7 protein-coding genes, 3 rRNA genes and 1 pseudogene are annotated in these 19461 nt (G+C 62.2%); 9 read left to right on the top strand and 2 right to left on the bottom strand.

All coding sequences use genetic code 11. The features are described 5' to 3' along the window. Positions 1 to 77: 77 nt before the first annotated feature. The 8 genes and pseudogenes from AC6JAC_RS18335 (at position 78) to AC6JAC_RS18300 (ending at position 14903) form a co-directional block, all read left to right on the top strand. Positions 78 to 2150 carry an alpha-1,4-glucan--maltose-1-phosphate maltosyltransferase gene (locus AC6JAC_RS18335; RefSeq protein ID WP_497965927.1) on the top strand — a complete coding sequence of 691 codons (2073 nt, stop codon included), beginning with the start codon at positions 78 to 80 and terminating at the stop codon, positions 2148 to 2150. A 5-nt stretch (positions 2151 to 2155) separates the two neighbouring features. Beyond that, a pseudogene (treS, locus tag AC6JAC_RS18330) lies at positions 2156 to 3951 on the top strand (maltose alpha-D-glucosyltransferase). A 1-nt stretch (position 3952) separates the two neighbouring features. After that, positions 3953 to 7621: a 1,4-alpha-glucan branching enzyme gene (locus tag AC6JAC_RS18325; protein WP_497965925.1), complete on the top strand. Its 3669-nt coding sequence runs from the start codon at positions 3953 to 3955 to the stop codon at positions 7619 to 7621. A gap of 462 nt (positions 7622 to 8083) precedes the next feature. Then, positions 8084 to 9609, top strand: a 16S ribosomal RNA gene (locus tag AC6JAC_RS18320). A gap of 527 nt (positions 9610 to 10136) precedes the next feature. Further along, a 23S ribosomal RNA gene (locus AC6JAC_RS18315) occupies positions 10137 to 13262 on the top strand. 230 nt (positions 13263 to 13492) lie between these two features. Beyond that, positions 13493 to 13609: ribosomal RNA gene (gene rrf, locus AC6JAC_RS18310) — 5S ribosomal RNA — on the top strand. The 16S, 23S and 5S rRNA genes sit together here, the layout of an rRNA operon. Positions 13610 to 13900: 291 nt before the next feature. Then, the gene (locus AC6JAC_RS18305) at positions 13901 to 14392 is read left to right on the top strand and encodes an SRPBCC domain-containing protein (RefSeq protein ID WP_497965923.1); all 492 of its coding nucleotides are present in this window, start codon (positions 13901 to 13903) and stop codon (positions 14390 to 14392) included. A gap of 10 nt (positions 14393 to 14402) precedes the next feature. Continuing rightward, positions 14403 to 14903 carry a GNAT family N-acetyltransferase gene (locus tag AC6JAC_RS18300; protein ID WP_497965921.1) on the top strand — a complete coding sequence of 167 codons (501 nt, stop codon included), beginning with the start codon at positions 14403 to 14405 and terminating at the stop codon, positions 14901 to 14903. 9 nt (positions 14904 to 14912) lie between these two features. Here the strand turns inward: AC6JAC_RS18300 and AC6JAC_RS18295 are convergent, their stop codons facing one another. Further along, positions 14913 to 15944, bottom strand: a complete 1032-nt coding sequence (locus AC6JAC_RS18295) for a LacI family DNA-binding transcriptional regulator (protein ID WP_497965920.1) — start codon at positions 15942 to 15944, stop codon at positions 14913 to 14915. A gap of 45 nt (positions 15945 to 15989) precedes the next feature. Continuing rightward, positions 15990 to 17747, bottom strand: a complete 1758-nt coding sequence (locus AC6JAC_RS18290) for a glycoside hydrolase family 13 protein (RefSeq protein ID WP_497965918.1) — start codon at positions 17745 to 17747, stop codon at positions 15990 to 15992. 305 nt (positions 17748 to 18052) lie between these two features. Between AC6JAC_RS18290 and AC6JAC_RS18285 the strand changes: the two genes are divergently transcribed. Then, positions 18053 to 19351, top strand: coding sequence for a sugar ABC transporter substrate-binding protein (locus AC6JAC_RS18285; protein WP_028271389.1), 1299 nt, complete (start codon positions 18053 to 18055; stop codon positions 19349 to 19351). The last annotated feature ends 110 nt before the right edge of the window (positions 19352 to 19461 follow it).

The following is a 19461-nucleotide window of genomic DNA, read 5'->3' as shown; positions in this document are numbered from 1 at the left end:
AGGTAAATGACGGATTGCTCGGAGAAAAACGGAAGTTCCCTTAGCAAAACGGGGGATTTCTCGATAACGTCGAGTTTGTGACGACTAATACGCGAACCAGTGCCGGATCCAGCAAAAAGCCTAAGGCCCTGATCACGGAAGGCCTGCGTTTTGGCCGGTTCCCGATCACTGCCGTGCAGCCCGTCGTGGACGGAGGGACGTTTCCGGCGAAGGCGCTGCCGGGTGAAGGGCTCGTCGTAGGAGCGACCGTATTCCGCGAAGGACACGACCAGCTCGGCGTCAGCGCGGTGCTGTTCGATCCGAAGGGCAAGGAACGCCAGCGTGTCAGGCTGGCCCCGCCGCGCGGTGACCGCGGAAAGGGCACGGACCGCTGGGAGGGCATCATTACGCCTGCAGCCACGGGCAACTGGTCGTTTGCCATTGAAGCGTGGCATGACCGGTACGGGACCTGGCACCACAACGCCGAGGTCAAGGTCGAGGCGGGCATCGACGTCGAACTGATGCTGGCCGAAGGCGCGGCACTGCTGTCCCAGGCCGCGGAAGACCCGGCCCGCCCCTCCGCCGACAGGCGGACGCTCCGGACGGCCGTCGTCGTCCTGTCCGACACCTCCCTGTCCCCTGAGGAGCGGCTCGCCGCCGGGTTCGGAACAGAGGTGACGGACGTCGTCGCCCGCCAGCCCATCCGTGAACTCGTCACGGTTTCGGAGCGTTTCCCCCTCCTGGTGGAACGCGATCTGGCCGGCCGCGGGGCCTGGTACGAATTCTTCCCCCGTTCGGAGGGAGCCGTCCGCAACCACGCAACCGGCGAGTGGCAGTCCGGCACCTTCCAGACGGCAGCCAAGCGGCTCGATGCCGTCGCTGAAATGGGCTTCGACGTCATCTACATGCCGCCCATCCACCCGATCGGCATCCAGCACCGCAAGGGGCCCAACAACACGCTTATTGCCGGACCGCACGATCCCGGCTCCCCCTGGGCCATCGGTGCCAAGGAGGGCGGACATGACGCCATCCATCCGGACCTCGGCACGTTCGAGGACTTCGACGCGTTCGTGGCCCGGGCCCGGGAGCTCGGCCTTGAGGTTGCCCTGGACCTGGCGCTTCAGGCGGCTCCGGACCACCCCTGGGTGACGTCGAACCCGGAATGGTTCACGACGCGCGTGGACGGCAGCATTGCCTACGCGGAGAACCCGCCGAAGAAATACCAGGACATCTTCCCGCTGAACTTCGACAACGATCCCGAAGGCCTGTCCAAGGAAATCCTCCGGGTCGTGCTGCTCTGGGTCAGCCATGGCGTCAAGATCTTCCGCGTGGACAACCCGCACACCAAGCCGGTGTGGTTCTGGGAGTGGCTGATCGCCAAGGTCAACAAGAAGCACCCCGACGTCGTTTTCCTCGCCGAGGCTTTCACCCGCCCGGCCATGATGCACGCCCTGGGACGTGCCGGTTTCCAGCAGTCCTACACGTACTTCACCTGGCGGAACACGAAGAAGGAACTGGAGGAGTACTTCACCGAGGTCAGCCAGAAGTCCCCGGCCTATTTCCGTCCGAACTTCTTCGTGAACACCCCGGACATCCTTACCGAGTACCTTCAGTTCGGCGGTCCGGCCGCCTTTAAGGTCCGTGCCGCGCTCGCAGCGACAGCCAGCCCGCTGTGGGGCGTCTATGCCGGCTACGAACTCTACGAACATGTGGCCCGGCCCGGCGCCGAGGAATACATCGACAACGAAAAATTCGAATACAAGGCACGGGACTGGGACGCCGCTGCCGAATCCGGCCGGACCCTCGCCCCGTACCTAACGAGGCTCAATGAAATCCGCCACACCCACCCGGCGCTGGGGGACTTGCAGAACCTGACGCTGCACCACAGCACCGACGACGCCACGATTGTCTACTCAAAGCACAAGACGCTGCCGGACGGCACCAAGGACACCCTGATCATCGTGGTGAACGTGGATCCGCACAGCACCCGCGAGAGCACCGTCTCCCTGGATCTGGCGGCACTCGAACTCGACCCGGCGGACCTGACGCACAACGGCGGCTTCAGGGTGGATGATTTGCTGACCGGCGAGAGCTGGGAATGGGGCGAATACAACTACGTGCGGCTTGATGCCCACGTGGAGCCGGCACACATCCTGAACATCCGGAGGTAGCATACGTGAGTTTCAGTCCGCAGAACCCGAGCCAGCATTTCACCCCCAAGGGCACGTTCGAACTCAACGCCCCCGGCCTGCAACACGATCCCCTGTGGTACCGCAAAGCAGTGTTCTACGAAGTCCTGGTCCGCGGCTTTGCTGACGGAAACGGTGACGGTTCCGGCGACTTCCACGGGCTCATCGAGAAACTGGACTACCTCCAGTGGCTCGGCGTCGACTGCCTGTGGCTGCCGCCGTTCTTCCAGTCTCCGCTCCGCGACGGCGGCTATGACATCTCGGACTACAACTCGGTCCTGGACGAATTCGGCACCATCAGCGACTTCAAGCGGCTGGTTGCCGAAGCCCACGCCCGCGGCGTCCGTGTGATCATCGACCTGCCGCTGAACCACACGTCGGACCAGCACCCGTGGTTCCAGGAGTCCCGCAAGGACCCCGACGGGCCCTTCGGTGACTTCTATGTCTGGAGCGACACGGACGAGAAGTACCAGGATGCCCGCATCATCTTCGTGGACACGGAGGAATCCAACTGGACCTTCGATCCCATCCGGCGGCAGTTCTTCTGGCACCGGTTCTTCAGCCACCAGCCTGACCTGAACTTTGAGAACCCCAAGGTCATCGACGCCCTTTTCGACGTCGTCCGGTTCTGGCTGGACCAGGGCATTGACGGCTTCCGCGCGGACGCCATCCCGTACCTCTTCGAGGAAGAGGGGACCAACTGCGAAAACCTGCCCGCCACCCACGATTTCCTGCGGGCACTGCGGAAAAGGTGGACGAGAACTACCCCGGCAGGGTCATCATCGCGGAGGCCAACCAGCCGCCGGTCGAGGTGGTGGAGTACTTCGGGACCGAAGAGGAACCCGAATGCCACATGGCCTTCCACTTCCCCATCATGCCGCGGCTCTACTACGCGCTGCGGGACCAGAAAGCGGCACCCATCATCGAGACGATGAAGGAAACGCCGGACATTCCGGAGGGCGCCCAATGGGGCACGTTCCTGCGGAACCACGACGAGCTCACCCTGGAAATGGTCACCGCCGACGAACGCGCGGCCATGCTGGGCTGGTATGCGCCGGACCCCCGCATGCGCGCCAACATCGGTATCCGCCGCCGGCTGGCACCGCTGCTGGACAACTCCCGGTCCGAGATTGAGCTGATCAACGCCCTGCTGCTTTCGCTTCCGGGCAGCCCCTTCCTGTACTACGGGGATGAAATCGGCATGGGCGACAACATCTGGCTCGAAGACCGCGACGCCGTCCGCACACCCATGCAGTGGAACCCGGACCGCAACGCGGGCTTCTCGCACGCTGATCCGGGCAAGCTGTACCTGCCGGTCATCCAGTCGCTCGTGTACAACTACGGCATGGCCAATGTGGAAGCGGAGGCCGCGCATTCCGGGTCGCTGCTGAGATGGACCCGGCAGATCCTTAGCGTCCGGAAGAACCATCCCGCGTTCGGGCTGGGTGCCTTCAAGCATGTCGAAGCAGATCACGACGTCGTCCTGGCCTACCTGCGGGAACTGGCCCCTGACAACGCGGCGGGCGAGGACGCCGAGTCGATACTGTGCGCCTTCAACCTGTCGCAGCACCCCGTGGCCACCACATTGCGGATTCCGCAGTATGCCGGCCGCGGCCTCCGCGACGTTTTCGGTGGCCAGCCGTTCCCGGCCATCGGCGACGACGGCCGGCTCACGCTGACGCTGGGAAGCCACGATTTCTTCTGGCTGCGGATTCGCTCGGCCGCCTCCAACCCGGCGTCGCCGTTTACCCAGGCCCTACCGGTCCTGTCCATCGAAGGCTGAAATGACCCAATCCACGCTCAACCCCTCCCTCTCTGAACTGCTCCGGGCCTGGCTCCCGCGCCAGCGCTGGTTCCCTGTCAAGACAGGCGACTTCACGCTGTCTCCTGTCGGCGGCGTGCGCTTGGACGACGGCAGCGGCGAGGTGGGCATTGAGGTGTTCCTCGCGGCGGTCACCTATCCCACGGCCGACGGCGGCAGCCGCACCGACGTCGTGCAGGTCCCGCTCAGCCACCGGATTGAGCCACTGCCGGGCAAGGAAGCGGCCCTGGTCGGCGAGGGCGGCGACGCCCGCGGGCGCCGGTGGATCTACGATGGCGTCCATGACCCCGTATTCGTGTCGGCTTGGCTGGAATTGATGCGGAGCGGCGGCACTTCGGCGGAAGGAAACGCCGTGGGCCACCTGGTGCCTTCCGACTATCCGCTGCCGACGGCCACCGGGACCGTCAAGGTCCTCTCCGGTGAGCAGTCAAACAGTTCGGTGATAGTGGACGACGGCGGCTCTGCGGCGATCGTCAAGTTCTTCCGTGTGCTGTCCGAAGGACGTAACCCGGAAGTGGAAATCGGCGCTGCCCTGACGCAGGCAAGGACGTCGGAGGTTCCGGCCACGCTCGGCTGGGTCACGGGGGAGTGGCAAGATCCGCTGGGCGGCGGCGACGATAGGCCGCGGACCGTTCAAGGCGAACTCGCGGTCGCGCATGAGTTCCTGGCCGGCGGCCGCGACGCCTGGCGGCTGGCCGTTGACGCCGCAAGTTCCGGCACGGACTTCTCCGCCGAAGCACATGCCCTCGGCGTGGCGACTGCAACAGTGCACCGGCGGCTGGCCGAGGCGCTCGGCCTTGCGTCGGAATCCGCGCCGGGGAAGGACATCGCCCCCGGAGTAGCCCAGCGCGTCCGGCAGTCCTGGGCGGAAGCAGGCCCCGCCGTCGGGCAGTATGACGACGCCCTGGCCGGCCTGCTCGATCAGCTTGAAGGCAGCAACGCCGGCGCACTGCAGCGGATCCACGGCGACCTCCACCTGGGACAGATCCTGCAGGTGCCGGGGCGCCCGGGGGAGCACGAACGCTGGGCCATCCTGGACTTCGAGGGCGAACCCCTGAGGCCCATCGCGGAACGCAACTTTCCGGACGTGCCGCTGCGCGACGTCGTCGGCATGCTGCGGTCCTTCGACTACGCCGCCGGTGCCGCCGAACGCGAGCGGGAAGGCGTCCACGTCCCCGCTTCATGGGTGGACGACTGCGCCGAAGCGTTCCTGGCCGGGTACGGCGAAATTACGCCCGGGACCATTGACCGCGGCTCGCCCTTGTTTGTGGCATTGTGGCTGGACAAGGCGTTGTATGAAGTTGTCTATGAGTTGCGCAACAGGCCCGGATGGCTGGACATTCCGGTAAATGCTTCACGGCGTCTCCTCAGCAGTACAGGCTCCGGCGCTTCAGCCGCAGCCGCAGCGGAAGGTAACAAAATGACAGGCTCAGCACGTACAGATCGGCCCGCGCCTCTTCAAGTGGACCCGGAGACGCTTTCGAAGGTGGCATCAGGCGAATATCACGCCCCGCACTCCGTCCTGGGCGCACACCTTGACGACCACGGCCATGTCACCGTCCGCACCGTCAAGCACCTTGCATCGGCTGTGTCGGTTGTGACCGCCGCGGGCTCGGTGCCCATGACGCACGAATCGAACGGTGTGTGGGCCGTCGTGCTCGACCCCCTTCAGCCGGGCCATGTTCCCGACTATCGTCTGGAAGTCACCTACGAGGGAGTGGCCCCGCAGGCCACGGACGATCCGTACCACTACCTGCCCACAGTCGGGGAGGTGGACCTGCACCTGATCGGCGAAGGCCGCCACGAGAAACTGTGGGAAGTGCTGGGCGCGCACGTCCAGCATTACAAGTCTGCCCTTGGCGACGTGGACGGCGTCTCGTTCGCCGTGTGGGCGCCCAATGCACAGGCTGTCAGGGTCAAGGGCGACTTCAACGCGTGGGACGGCCGGGAGAACTCGATGCGTTCGCTGGGCTCGTCGGGGGTCTGGGAACTCTTCATCCCGGGCGTTTTAGCAGGGGCGTGCTACAAGTTTGAAATCAAGACCAAAGCGGGCCACTGGGTGGAGAAGGCCGATCCACTGGCATTCGGAACCGAAGTCCCGCCGCTCACCGCATCACGGGTGGTTGAGTCGGCCTACGCCTTCAAGGACGAGGAGTGGATGACGGCCCGCGCCGAGCGGGATCCGCACAATTCGCCCATGAGCGTCTACGAGGTCCACCTTGGCTCCTGGCGCCTCGGACTCGGCTACCGCGAGCTGGCCAAGGAACTGGTGGAGTACGTCAAGTGGCTCGGTTTCACCCACGTGGAGTTCATGCCAGTGGCCGAACACCCCTTCGGCGGGTCATGGGGCTACCAGGTCACGTCCTACTTCGCGCCCACGTCAAGGTTTGGCCACCCGGACGAATTCAGGTTCCTCGTGGATGCGCTGCACCAGGCGGGCATCGGCGTCCTGCTGGACTGGGTGCCGGCGCACTTCCCCAAGGATGCCTGGGCCCTTGCCCAGTTCGACGGCGAGGCCCTGTACGAGCACGCAGACCCGAACCTCGGCGAGCACCCGGACTGGGGCACGCTGATCTTCGACTTCGGCCGGACGGAAGTCCGCAACTTCCTGGTCTCCAACGCCCTCTACTGGCTCGACGAATTCCACATCGACGGCCTCCGGGTGGATGCTGTGGCGTCGATGTTGTACCTCGACTACTCCCGTGAAGAAGGGCAGTGGCAGCCCAACAGGTATGGCGGCCGCGAGAACCTTGAAGCGATCTCCTTCCTGCAGGAGGCCAACGCCACGGTGTACAAGACCCACCCGGGTGCGGTGATGATCGCGGAGGAATCAACGGCATTCCCCGGGGTGACAGCCCCGACGAGTGTTGGCGGCCTGGGCTTCGGCCTGAAATGGAACATGGGCTGGATGCATGACTCGCTCAAGTACGCCTCCGAGGACCCGGTAAACCGCAAGTGGCACCACGGAACCGTCACGTTCTCGATGGTCTACGCCTTTACTGAGAACTTCCTCCTGCCCATCAGCCACGACGAAGTTGTGCACGGCAAGGGCTCCATGCTCCGGAAGATGCCCGGTGACCGCTGGCAGCAGCTGGCCAACCTCCGCGCATTCCTCGCGTACCAGTGGGCCCACCCCGGCAAGCAGCTGATCTTCATGGGTACCGAATTCGGCCAGGAAGCTGAATGGTCCGAACAGCACGGCCTGGACTGGTACCTGGCTGAAATCCCCGCCCACCGCGGCGTCCAGCTGCTCACCAAGGAACTGAACGAGCTCTACGCGTCGACCCCCGCACTCTATGAGCGGGACAACGAACCCGGCGGATTCCAGTGGATCAACGGCGGCGACGCCGACCGTAACGTCCTGTCGTTCATCCGGTGGGATAAGGACGGCAACCCGCTGGTATGCGCCATCAACTTCTCCGGCGGCCCGCACCAGGGATACACCCTCGGGGTTCCTGTGGCCGGCGCCTGGCAGGAGGTCCTCAACACGGACGACTCCAGCTACGGCGGGTCCGGTGTCCTGAACCAGGGTGCGCTCGCCGCCACGACCGAGGGGCAGGACGGCCAACCGGCGACGTTGACCGTCACGCTGCCTCCGTTGGGTGCCGCTTTCTTCAAGCCAGCCAGCTAGCGCCGGCGGCAGGTGTTTCGAAAAAGCCCCGGATCCTTGGGATCCGGGGCTTTTTCGGCCCACATTTAGGGCCGCTTTGTGTCCTCGCAAAAGTGGTGGTAGAGTTTATTTCCGCGCTGCTCCCCGGAGTTGGCCAGCAAAGACTACACGGAATGCCACAGGCAAAGTGAGTCGGGATGGCCGATTTGACTCGGGTGAAGCAAGCGGGTAAGTTTGGAAAGTTGCTCCGGAGCGATCCGCGACTGAATGGCCTGTTGGTCTGGTTGTGGTGGTGCCGGGTGTGTCTGTTGTTTGAGAACTCAATAGTGTGCCAAGTTTGTTGATACCAATTTTTTGTATTGAATTGGTTGAATTGACTGGATTGTCCACCCCGTGGATGGTCTGGTTTTTACAGCTGGTTTCAAATTTTGTGCATTGTGTGCATCCCGTTTTCCCGGGGGCGCATGGTGTGTCTGTTTTACTTCAACGGAGAGTTTGATCCTGGCTCAGGATGAACGCTGGCGGCGTGCTTAACACATGCAAGTCGAACGATGACCTCCAGCTTGCTGGGGTGATTAGTGGCGAACGGGTGAGTAACACGTGAGTAACCTGCCCTTAACTCTGGGATAAGCCTGGGAAACTGGGTCTAATACCGGATATGACTCCTCATCGCATGGTGGGGGGTGGAAAGCTTTTTGTGGTTTTGGATGGACTCGCGGCCTATCAGCTTGTTGGTGAGGTAATGGCTCACCAAGGCGACGACGGGTAGCCGGCCTGAGAGGGTGACCGGCCACACTGGGACTGAGACACGGCCCAGACTCCTACGGGAGGCAGCAGTGGGGAATATTGCACAATGGGCGAAAGCCTGATGCAGCGACGCCGCGTGAGGGATGACGGCCTTCGGGTTGTAAACCTCTTTCAGTAGGGAAGAAGCGAAAGTGACGGTACCTGCAGAAGAAGCGCCGGCTAACTACGTGCCAGCAGCCGCGGTAATACGTAGGGCGCAAGCGTTATCCGGAATTATTGGGCGTAAAGAGCTCGTAGGCGGTTTGTCGCGTCTGCCGTGAAAGTCCGGGGCTCAACTCCGGATCTGCGGTGGGTACGGGCAGACTAGAGTGATGTAGGGGAGACTGGAATTCCTGGTGTAGCGGTGAAATGCGCAGATATCAGGAGGAACACCGATGGCGAAGGCAGGTCTCTGGGCATTAACTGACGCTGAGGAGCGAAAGCATGGGGAGCGAACAGGATTAGATACCCTGGTAGTCCATGCCGTAAACGTTGGGCACTAGGTGTGGGGGACATTCCACGTTTTCCGCGCCGTAGCTAACGCATTAAGTGCCCCGCCTGGGGAGTACGGCCGCAAGGCTAAAACTCAAAGGAATTGACGGGGGCCCGCACAAGCGGCGGAGCATGCGGATTAATTCGATGCAACGCGAAGAACCTTACCAAGGCTTGACATGGGCCGGACCGGGCTGGAAACAGTCCTTCCCCTTTGGGGCCGGTTCACAGGTGGTGCATGGTTGTCGTCAGCTCGTGTCGTGAGATGTTGGGTTAAGTCCCGCAACGAGCGCAACCCTCGTTCCATGTTGCCAGCGCGTAATGGCGGGGACTCATGGGAGACTGCCGGGGTCAACTCGGAGGAAGGTGGGGACGACGTCAAATCATCATGCCCCTTATGTCTTGGGCTTCACGCATGCTACAATGGCCGGTACAAAGGGTTGCGATACTGTGAGGTGGAGCTAATCCCAAAAAGCCGGTCTCAGTTCGGATTGGGGTCTGCAACTCGACCCCATGAAGTCGGAGTCGCTAGTAATCGCAGATCAGCAACGCTGCGGTGAATACGTTCCCGGGCCTTGTACACACCGCCCGTCAAGTCACGAAAGTTGGTAACACCCGAAGCCGGTGGCCTAACCCCTTGTGGGAGGGAGCTGTCGAAGGTGGGACTGGCGATTGGGACTAAGTCGTAACAAGGTAGCCGTACCGGAAGGTGCGGCTGGATCACCTCCTTTCTAAGGAGCACCTACAAGCACCGTGCCTCATGTATGTGAGTGTGGCGGGTTTGTCAGGAGTAACGCCCGTTGCGCAGACGATTGTTCTGCGGCGGGTGCTCACGGGTGGAATATCAACAAATAGCGGCCGCTGGTTTTTTGCCGGCACCCAGTACGGACCTGTTCTTCGGAGCGTGTCCTGGAACGGTGCGGGTGAGGGGGCGGCGGTTTAGTGTTTGGCACACTGTTGGGTCCTGAGACAACAGGACCGGGAGGGAACTTCCGGTACTTGTTTGTTTCTGGTTTCCTGGCTGCATCGATCACATGGTTGCCTGGTCCCTTTGGGGCGGGTGTGTGTGGGGTGTGTGGTACGGGGTTGTTGTTTGAGAACTACATAGTGGACGCGAGCATCTTTTATAAGAAGCAATTTCCAAGAATATGAACCTGGATCTGGCTGCGCGTGATGATGGCATTCCTTTGGGGGTGTGGTTGTTGGGTGTGGTTGGTTTTCGTGGTTCTCTCGAAAATTAGTTTTTTTGATCTTTTGTGGTCAAGTTTTTAAGAGCACACGGTGGATGCCTTGGCATTAGGAGCCGAAGAAGGACGTAGGAATCTGCGATAAGCCTGGGGGAGTCGATAACCGGACTGTGATCCCAGGGTGTCCGAATGGGGAAACCCCGCCAGGGGCGCGAGCTGCCTGGTGACCCGCATCTGAACACATAGGGTGCGTGGAGGGAACGCGGGGAAGTGAAACATCTCAGTACCCGCAGGAAGAGAAAACAATAGTGATTCCGTTAGTAGTGGCGAGCGAACGCGGATCAGGCTAAACCGTTCCATGTGTGATAGCCGGCGGGCGTTGCATGGTCGGGGTTGCGGGACTTTCCGTGCTGTCTCTGCCGGGACAGCGAGGTGTGATGTGCAGGCATAGGTGAACGGTCTTGAAAGGCCGGCCAGAGAGGGTGTGAGCCCCGTAACCGTAATGTTGTGTACCGCCTGGGAAGTATCCCAAGTAGCACGGGGCCCGAGAAATCCCGTGCGAATCTGTCAGGACCACCTGATAAGCCTAAATACTCCCTAATGACCGATAGCGGACCAGTACCGTGAGGGAAAGGTGAAAAGTACCCCGGGAGGGGAGTGAAACAGTACCTGAAACCGTGTGCTTACAATCCGTCGGAGCCAGTCTGATTCTGGTGACGGCGTGCCTTTTGAAGAATGAGCCTGCGAGTTAGTGTTACGTCGCGAGGTTAACCCGTGTGGGGCAGCCGTAGCGAAAGCGAGTCTGAATAGGGCGTTGCAGTGGCGTGATCTAGACCCGAAGCGAAGTGATCTACCCATGGCCAGGTTGAAGCGACGGTAAGACGTCGTGGAGGACCGAACCCACTTCAGTTGAAAATGGAGGGGATGAGCTGTGGGTAGGGGTGAAAGGCCAATCAAACTTCGTGATAGCTGGTTCTCCCCGAAATGCATTTAGGTGCAGCGTTGCGTGTTTCTTACCGGAGGTAGAGCTACTGGATGGCTAATGGGCCCTACAAGGTTACTGACGTCAGCCAAACTCCGAATGCCGGTAAGTGAGAGCGCAGCAGTGAGACTGTGGGGGATAAGCTTCATAGTCGAGAGGGAAACAGCCCAGACCACCAACTAAGGCCCCTAAGCGTGTGCTAAGTGGGAAAGGATGTGGAGTTGCGAAGACAACCAGGAGGTTGGCTTAGAAGCAGCCATCCTTAAAAGAGTGCGTAATAGCTCACTGGTCAAGTGATTCCGCGCCGACAATGTAGCGGGGCTCAAGTACACCGCCGAAGTTGTGGCATTCACATTTTATCCAAGCCTTTGTGGTTCAGGAGTGTGGATGGGTAGGGGAGCGTCGTGTGGGCAGTGAAGTCGCGGTGTAAACCAGCGGTGGAGCCTACACGAGTGAGAATGCAGGCATGAGTAGCGAAAGACGGGTGAGAAACCCGTCCGCCGAATGATCAAGGGTTCCAGGGTCAAGCTAATCTGCCCTGGGTAAGTCGGGACCTAAGGCGAGGCCGACAGGCGTAGTCGATGGACAACGGGTTGATATTCCCGTACCGGCGAAAAACCGCCCATGCTGAACAGGGGATACTAACTGCCCGAAGCCTGACCAATCACCCTTGTGGTGTGCGGTTTTTGGTGGAGCGCGGGACCTGATCCTGGGAGGTAAGCGTATTAACAGGTGTGACGCAGGAAGGTAGCCGAGCCGGGCGATGGTTGTCCCGGTCCAAGGATGTAGGGCGAACGGTAGGCAAATCCGCCGTTCATGATGCCTGAGACCTGACGGGACCCCCGTATGGGGGGATTCGGTGATCCTATGCTGCCTAGAAAAGCATCGACGCGAGGTTTTAGCCGCCCGTACCCCAAACCGACACAGGTGATCAGGTAGAGAATACTAAGGCGATCGAGAGAATTATGGTTAAGGAACTCGGCAAAATGCCCCCGTAACTTCGGGAGAAGGGGGGCCCCAACCTTGAACACCACACGCTGGTGGGAGGGGATCGGGGCCGCAGAGACCAGGGGGAAGCGACTGTTTACTAAAAACACAGGTCCGTGCGAAGTCGCAAGACGATGTATACGGACTGACTCCTGCCCGGTGCTGGAAGGTTAAGAGGACCGGTTAGCCGCAAGGCGAAGCTGAGAATTTAAGCCCCAGTAAACGGCGGTGGTAACTATAACCATCCTAAGGTAGCGAAATTCCTTGTCGGGTAAGTTCCGACCTGCACGAATGGAGTAACGACTTCCCCGCTGTCTCAACCATAAACTCGGCGAAATTGCAGTACGAGTAAAGATGCTCGTTACGCGCAGCAGGACGGAAAGACCCCGAGACCTTTACTATAGTTTGGTATTGGTGTTCGGAGTGGCTTGTGTAGGATAGGTGGGAGACGTTGAAGCCCGGACGCCAGTTCGGGTGGAGTCATCGTTGAAATACCACTCTGGTCACTTTGGACATCTAACTTCGGCCCGTAATCCGGGTCAGGGACAGTGCCTGATGGGTAGTTTAACTGGGGCGGTTGCCTCCTAAAAAGTAACGGAGGCGCCCAAAGGTTCCCTCAGCCTGGTTGGCAATCAGGTGTCGAGTGTAAGTGCACAAGGGAGCTTGACTGTGAGAGAGACATCTCGAGCAGGGACGAAAGTCGGGACTAGTGATCCGGCGGTACATTGTGGAATGGCCGTCGCTCAACGGATAAAAGGTACCTCGGGGATAACAGGCTGATCTTGCCCAAGAGTCCATATCGACGGCATGGTTTGGCACCTCGATGTCGGCTCGTCGCATCCTGGGGCTGGAGTAGGTCCCAAGGGTTGGGCTGTTCGCCCATTAAAGCGGTACGCGAGCTGGGTTTAGAACGTCGTGAGACAGTTCGGTCCCTATCCGCTGCGCGCGCAGGAAATTTGAGAAGGGCTGTCCTTAGTACGAGAGGACCGGGACGGACGAACCTCTGGTGTGTCAGTTGTACTGCCAAGTGCACCGCTGATTAGCTACGTTCGGATGGGATAACCGCTGAAAGCATCTAAGCGGGAAGCTCGCTTCGAGATGAGATTTCCATACACCTTGTGTGTGAGAGGCCCCCAGCCAGACCACTGGGTTGATAGGCCGGATGTGGAAGCGAGGACTAACGACTCGTGAAGCTGACCGGTACTAATAGGCCGATAACTTACACCACACACCACCCCGCAAACCCGACTTCAAAAGGGGTTTGCACCCAAGGGGTGGTACAAAGAAACAAGACTGCTTGCGTCCACTATGTGGTTCCCAACCAACAAACCCGTTGCGTTGCAGGAACAAAACACAACAAAATAACAACACCACAACTGCGATAACACCGCAGAAAAGTTGTAACCACCAGATTTCCCACCACCACCCCCACGGGGCCGGCCGGTGCGGAGCAAGGGTTACGGCGGTCATAGCGTGGGGGAAACGCCCGGTCCCATTCCGAACCCGGAAGCTAAGACCCACAGCGCCGATGGTACTGCACCCGGGAGGGTGTGGGAGAGTAGGTCACCGCCGGAACACCATTCAGGTCGAGAGCCCCAACCACACGGTTGGGGCTCTCCCACTTTAACCACCACACACAACCCACTCCCGGAACTTTCACCCCCCCAGGGCAACCCACTCCCACTCCCCGGGCCCCTCAGACGAACCCACCCGCACCGCCCGGCCACGCCGGCCAGGCACCCAACCCCCACCACCGCCGTCGAACCCCCCGGTGAGAGAGCGTGAGGTTGGAACCCGCAGGAACTGAGAGAGCGTTGCCGAGGCGGGCACGAAAGGCGAGAGAGCGTCCGGGTAAAGTTGTTGATCATGGACAACCTCTTTAGCCACGCTTCCCCGGCCGACGAAGCACCGGATCCCGTGGATGCCCTGGGCGCCGTCGTGCACACCGTGGTGGTTCCTGGGCCGGTCTCCAAAGCGTTCATCGGGTTCACCGAACACACCCATCTCTGGTGGCCCCTCGAGGACCACAGCGTGTTCGGCGCGGGTTCCTACGTTGAATTCGAAGAGAACCTGGTGCTGGAAACTGCCGACGATGGGCGTACCGCGGTCTGGGGCAGCATCGATGACTGGCAGCCACCGCTGTCGTTCCACGCCAGCTGGCACCCCGGGACCACGGCGCTGTGGTCCACCGAGCTTCGCGTTGCCTTCAGGGCTGTTGAAGGGGGCACGGAGCTCCGGCTGGTGCACGACGGCTGGGAGGGCGCTGAAGACCCCGCCAGGACCAGGGCCGAATACGATGCAGGCTGGCCGGGCGTACTGGCCCGTTTTGTGCGGTTCATGGGTGGTTCAGTTGGCTAGCGTCCGGCGCATGACTGGGGACGAATGGGAGTCGCTTAGGGCCGTGCGGCTGGAGATGTTGGCCGATACGCCTACTGCCTATGTCGAATCCCTGGCGTCGGCCGAGGCGCAGACGGTAGGCCAATGGCGGAGCCGCGCCGCTGCGATGACGGCCCCGGGCAGTGTGACTTTTGTGGCTGAGGACGACTCTGCGGCCAATGGGTTTTGCGGTCTGATGCGGGTGGTTGTTAAGCATCCCCAGGATCCGGGCCGGCCGCGTCAAGCAATGCTGATCAGCGTTTACGTGGCTGCGGCATTCCGCGGAAGCGGGATTGCGGGCAAGCTGCTGGGCCATTCGGTTGCAGCGGCAGCCAGCGAGCTGGGTGCCGGGCTGTTGCAGCTCGGGGTGCATGAGGACAATACCCGGGCCCTCCGCTTCTACGCGCGCCACGGCTTCCATGACACCGGCCTCAGGGAAGCCTACGCACTGGATCCGGCCAAGAAGGAATTCATCATGGAGCGGAAGCTGTAAGGGAGGAACCTAGCGGACTGGCACCGTATCTGCCGGTGGTACGGACGTGCTGGACCTGACCACGAACTTGGTGGGAAACTCCGTGTCCGTTGCGCCGCCGTCGGCCGCTTCCTCAAGCCCGGCGAGCAGCAGCCGGACCGCCAACGCCCCCTGGCCCCGGGCGTCCTGGTCGATAGTGGTCAGCCCGAACACCTCACCAAGCTCATGGCCATCAATACCGATGACCGACAAGTCGTACGGAATCCGCAGGCCGAAGTCGCGGGCGGCCAGGATGGTTCCGATGGCCATTTCATCCGAGGCCGCGAACACCGCTGTGGGCCGTTCGGACGCTCCGCCAAGCAGCTGCCGGGCACTCGCATAAGCGCCCTGGATGGTGAAGTCCGCGGAGACCTGCCATTCAGGACGGACTGCAATCCCGGCCGCCGCCATGGCTTTCTCAAAGCCGCCCTGTCGCGTGCCGGGGAGCCGGAAATCCTGCTGGTAGGAGGCGTCGCCGGTCATGTGGGCGATCCGGGTGTGCCCCAGCCGGAGCAGGTGGTTGGTTGCGGCCTCGGCAATGCCGGAGTCGTTGATCCTGATGGTGGAGGCACCAGGCAACGGACCGCCGATTCCCACGATGGGGCGGTGGATGGCGAGCAGCTGCTGTATTTCGGCCTCACTGAGTTCGAGGGACACGGCGATGACCGCATCCACCCGTTTCCGCAAGAGAAAATCGTTCAGCACGCTGTGCCGGCGGTCGGGCCCTTCACTGACGTTATACAGGGTCAGGTCGTAGCCGGCGTCGAGCAATGTCGCGGACACTCCCTCCACCACCGACGAGAAAAACCAGCGGTGGACCGAAGGAACAACCACCCCCACATTGTGGTTCCGGCCTGAAGCCAGGCTGGAGGCGTGGTAAGACAATACGAAACCGAGCTCAGCCGCTGCTGTCTGCGCGCGTTCGCGGCTGCGGGGCGAGACGTTGCCTTTGCCGCTCAGCGCCCGCGACACGGTAGCGATGGATAGGCCCGCACGCTCAGCTACGTCCTTGATGCCGGGCATGTTCAGTTCTCCGTGTTCCTCACTGCTAATTCAACGACAGCCGGATCACCCAACTGGGAGGTTCAACCAGACCGTCTCACCCGAGCCTAGCTGATGACCGCCGTCGTACGTTTCCGGTGACGCCGAATACTGCTCGGCTGACTCCGGGGAGCTGCGCAGCAGCATCTGCCCCGGCGGGAGATCCAACGGATCCTGCCCCACGTTCATGACCACCAGCGTGGTCCCGTTGACGTAGGCGAGGGAAGTATCGCTGCACCAGTTTTCCAGCCAGGCCAGCGAGCCCCGGCCCAGGTCCAGCTGCCTCCGCATGGCCAACATCCGGCGGTAGAGGTTCAGATGCGACGTCGGCTGTTCAGTCTGCACATCTCGTGCCAGTTCGGCGAAGCTCGCCGGCTGCGGCAGCCAAGGGTCCTGGCCGGACCCGAAACCCGTGTGCGGCTCCGCGGCACGCCAAGGAAGCGGCACCCTGCAGCCGTCGCGGCCCAGCCGCTCTCCGCCGGTGCGCGCGAAGGTGGGGTCCTGGCGCTGGCTGTCTGGGATGTCGATGCCGTCCGGAAGGCCCAGTTCCTCGCCCTGGTAGAGGTACGCCCCGCCGGGAAGCCCCAGCATGAACATGGAGGCAGCCGCCGCCCGTTTCCTGCCCAGGGCAGAGTCCGGCTGACGGTCAAAGGTGCCGATCCCGTCGCCGTCGCGCGGTGCCGGGCCGTCGTAGCCGAAGCGGGTGGCGTGACGGACGACGTCGTGGTTGGACAGTACCCAGGTGCTGGGCGCGCCGACGGCGTCCAGCGCCACCAGCGAGTCCGTGATCACGCCGCGCAGGCGGTGAACGTCAAGCCCCGCGTGGAGATAGGGAAAATTGAACGCCTGGTGCATTTCGTCCGGACGCACCCAGTCGGCGAGACGGGGCAGCGGATCCACATTGGCTTCGGCGCACAGGATGCGGTCCGGACCGTACTCCGCCAGGATGCGGCGCCAGGCCCGGTAGATGTCGTGCAGGGCAGGCTGGCCGAACATCGGGGCGTCGTGGCCGGGGTAGCCGTCACAGCTGTTGCCGTCTGCCCGGCCGCCCCACTCAGGCAGCCCGGGAGCTTTTACCAGGGCATGGGCAACGTCCACGCGGAACCCGGCGACGCCGCGGTCCAGCCAGAAGCGCAGCACCCGTTCGAACTCATCGTGGACTGCCTGGTTGTCCCAGTTGAAGTCGGGCTGGGAGGTGTCGAAGAGGTGCAGATACCACTGCCCGGGCTGGCCGTCCGGTTCGGAGATACGTGTCCAGGCCGGTCCGCCAAAGTGGGATTCCCAGTTGTTGGGAGGCTCTTCGCCGAAGGGTCCGCGGCCGTCCCGGAAAATGAACATGTCCCGCTCCGGACTTCCCGCGGGGGCGCCGAGGGCGGCCTGGAAAGCGGCGTGCTGGTCCGAACAGTGATTGGGAACAAGGTCCACGATCACCCGCAGGTTCAGGCGGGCTGCCTGTGCCATCATGGCGTCGAAGTCGGCCAGGGTGCCGAAGAGCGGATCCACGTCGCAGTAATCGCTGACGTCGTAGCCGGCATCTTTCTGCGGTGAACGGTAGAACGGCGACAGCCAGACGGCATCCACGTCAAGCCGGGCCAGCTGGGGGAGTTCGGCGGTGATGCCGGCCAGATCGCCGATGCCGTCCCCGTTCAGGTCCCGGAAGGAGCGCGGATAAACCTGATAGATCACTGCGGAGCGCCACCAGCCGGCAGCTTCATCTGCAGTGTGGACCAGGGTCAGTGGCCCGGCTGCGATGGCGGGGGCTTTGAGCATTGAGTCAACGGACATGCCGGTAATCGTAGAACGGAATTGTGCCAAATTGAAAACGCTTCCAATTGTGACGTGCGCCTCACTGCCGTCGGAGAACCTTCCGGTTCAGCCCTTGATTGCAGGTGTTTAGCGCCGCCAGCTTCGTGCTGGAGCCGTAGGCCGGCATTTTGCCCGCAGCCCTACTGCCAAGTAGGGTGACTTTCCAACATGGGTCAATCCGTGTACTTTGGAAGCGCTTGCAGCTGTGAGCCACATCACCGACGATGCCACAGGGCCCCAGGGGCCGACGCGTGGATGCAGGATTTTTTATGAAAGGGACACCAATGAAGGTGCAGAACACCCTCACGAGCGGGACCAGCCGCCGCGTCTTTACGGCGGGCGCGCTCTCCGTCGTTGCAGCCCTGGCGCTCAGCGCCTGCGGCGGCGCATCGGCGACCGCACCGGCGACTGCCACCGCCAAGCCGGATCTGAAGTCCGCCGGTGCCGGCACCATCACCATGTGGGTCGACGCCGAACGCTCACCGGCACTCAAAGACATCACGGCCAAGTTCCAGGCCGATACCGGCATCGAAGTGAAGCTGGTGGTCAAAGACTTCGCCGCTGTCCGCGATGACTTCATCACCCAGGTCCCCACGGGCAAGGGGCCGGACCTGATTGTGGGCCCGCACGACTGGGTGGGCAAGTTCGTCCAGAACGGCGTGATCGCTCCGATCGAACTCGGCGACAAGTCCTCGGCCTTCCAGGAATCCTCCGTCAAGGCCATGACGTTCAACGGCTCCGTCTATGGCGTCCCGTACGCCATCGAGAACATCGCCCTGCTGCGCAACACCGACCTCGTGTCCGACAGCGCGGAAACCCTTGATGAAGTGGTGGCCAACGGCAAGAAGGCCGTGGCGGACGGCAAAGCCAAGTTCCCGTTCCTGGTGGGCATGGATCCCAAACAGGGCGACCCGTACCACCTCTACCCGCTGCAGGCTTCCATGGGTTCGCAGGTCTTCGGCCAGGCGGCCGACGGCGGCTACGACCCCAAGCAGCTCCTGATCGGCGACGCTGCCGGCGTCGAATTCGCCAAGAAGCTCGTGGCCTGGGGCGATACCGGTGAGAAGATCATCAACTCCAACATCACCGGGGACATCGCCAAGGAGAAGTTCCTGGCCGGCGAATCCCCGTACTTCCTGACGGGCCCCTGGAATGTTCCGGATGTCCAGAAGAAGGGCATCAAGTTTGCGGTGGACGCCCTGCCGACCGCCGGTGACAAGCCTGCCCAGCCGTTTATCGGCGTCAACGGCTTCTTCATCAGCGCCAAGAGCGCCAACGCCCTGGCCACCAACGAGTTCGTGACCAACTACCTCACCTCGGAAGCAGCCCAGGATTCCATGTACAAGGCCGGCGGCCGCCCGCCGGCGCTGAAGGCGTCCTTCGAGAAGGCTGCCAGCGACCCCGTCGTGGAAGCGTTCGGCAAGATCGGTGCCACCGGTGTGCCCATGCCCGCCATCCCGGAGATGAGTGCGGTCTGGGCTGACTGGGGAGCCACCGAACTGGCCCTCATCAAGGGCCAGGGCGATCCCGCTGCCGACTGGGCCAAGATGGCCGCCAGCATCAAGGCGAAAATCGCCGGCTGACCAGTAGCCGGTCTACTACCGGCAGCACTGGCCGGGCAGATTAATGCTGCCCGGCCGGTTGCCGCTCGAACCCGCGCTGACCACCGCCCCCGCGCAGCGCCCGCAATCTC

The organism is Arthrobacter sp. KUASC02 (genome assembly GCF_059739395.1).
The sequence above is the reverse complement of the archived record's forward strand: the minus strand, read 5'-3'. Positions and strand labels throughout refer to the sequence as shown.

Coding starts and splice junctions, on each gene's coding strand:
- AC6JAC_RS18325 (WP_497965925.1), top strand. CDS start 3,953: ATGACCCAATCCACGCTCAACCCCTCCCTCTCTGAACTGCTCCGGGCC.
- AC6JAC_RS18305 (WP_497965923.1), top strand. CDS start 13,901: ATGGACAACCTCTTTAGCCACGCTTCCCCGGCCGACGAAGCACCGGAT.
- AC6JAC_RS18300 (WP_497965921.1), top strand. CDS start 14,403: ATGACTGGGGACGAATGGGAGTCGCTTAGGGCCGTGCGGCTGGAGATG.
- AC6JAC_RS18295 (WP_497965920.1), bottom strand. CDS start 15,944: ATGCCCGGCATCAAGGACGTAGCTGAGCGTGCGGGCCTATCCATCGCT.
- AC6JAC_RS18290 (WP_497965918.1), bottom strand. CDS start 17,747: ATGTCCGTTGACTCAATGCTCAAAGCCCCCGCCATCGCAGCCGGGCCA.
- AC6JAC_RS18285 (WP_028271389.1), top strand. CDS start 18,053: ATGAAGGTGCAGAACACCCTCACGAGCGGGACCAGCCGCCGCGTCTTT.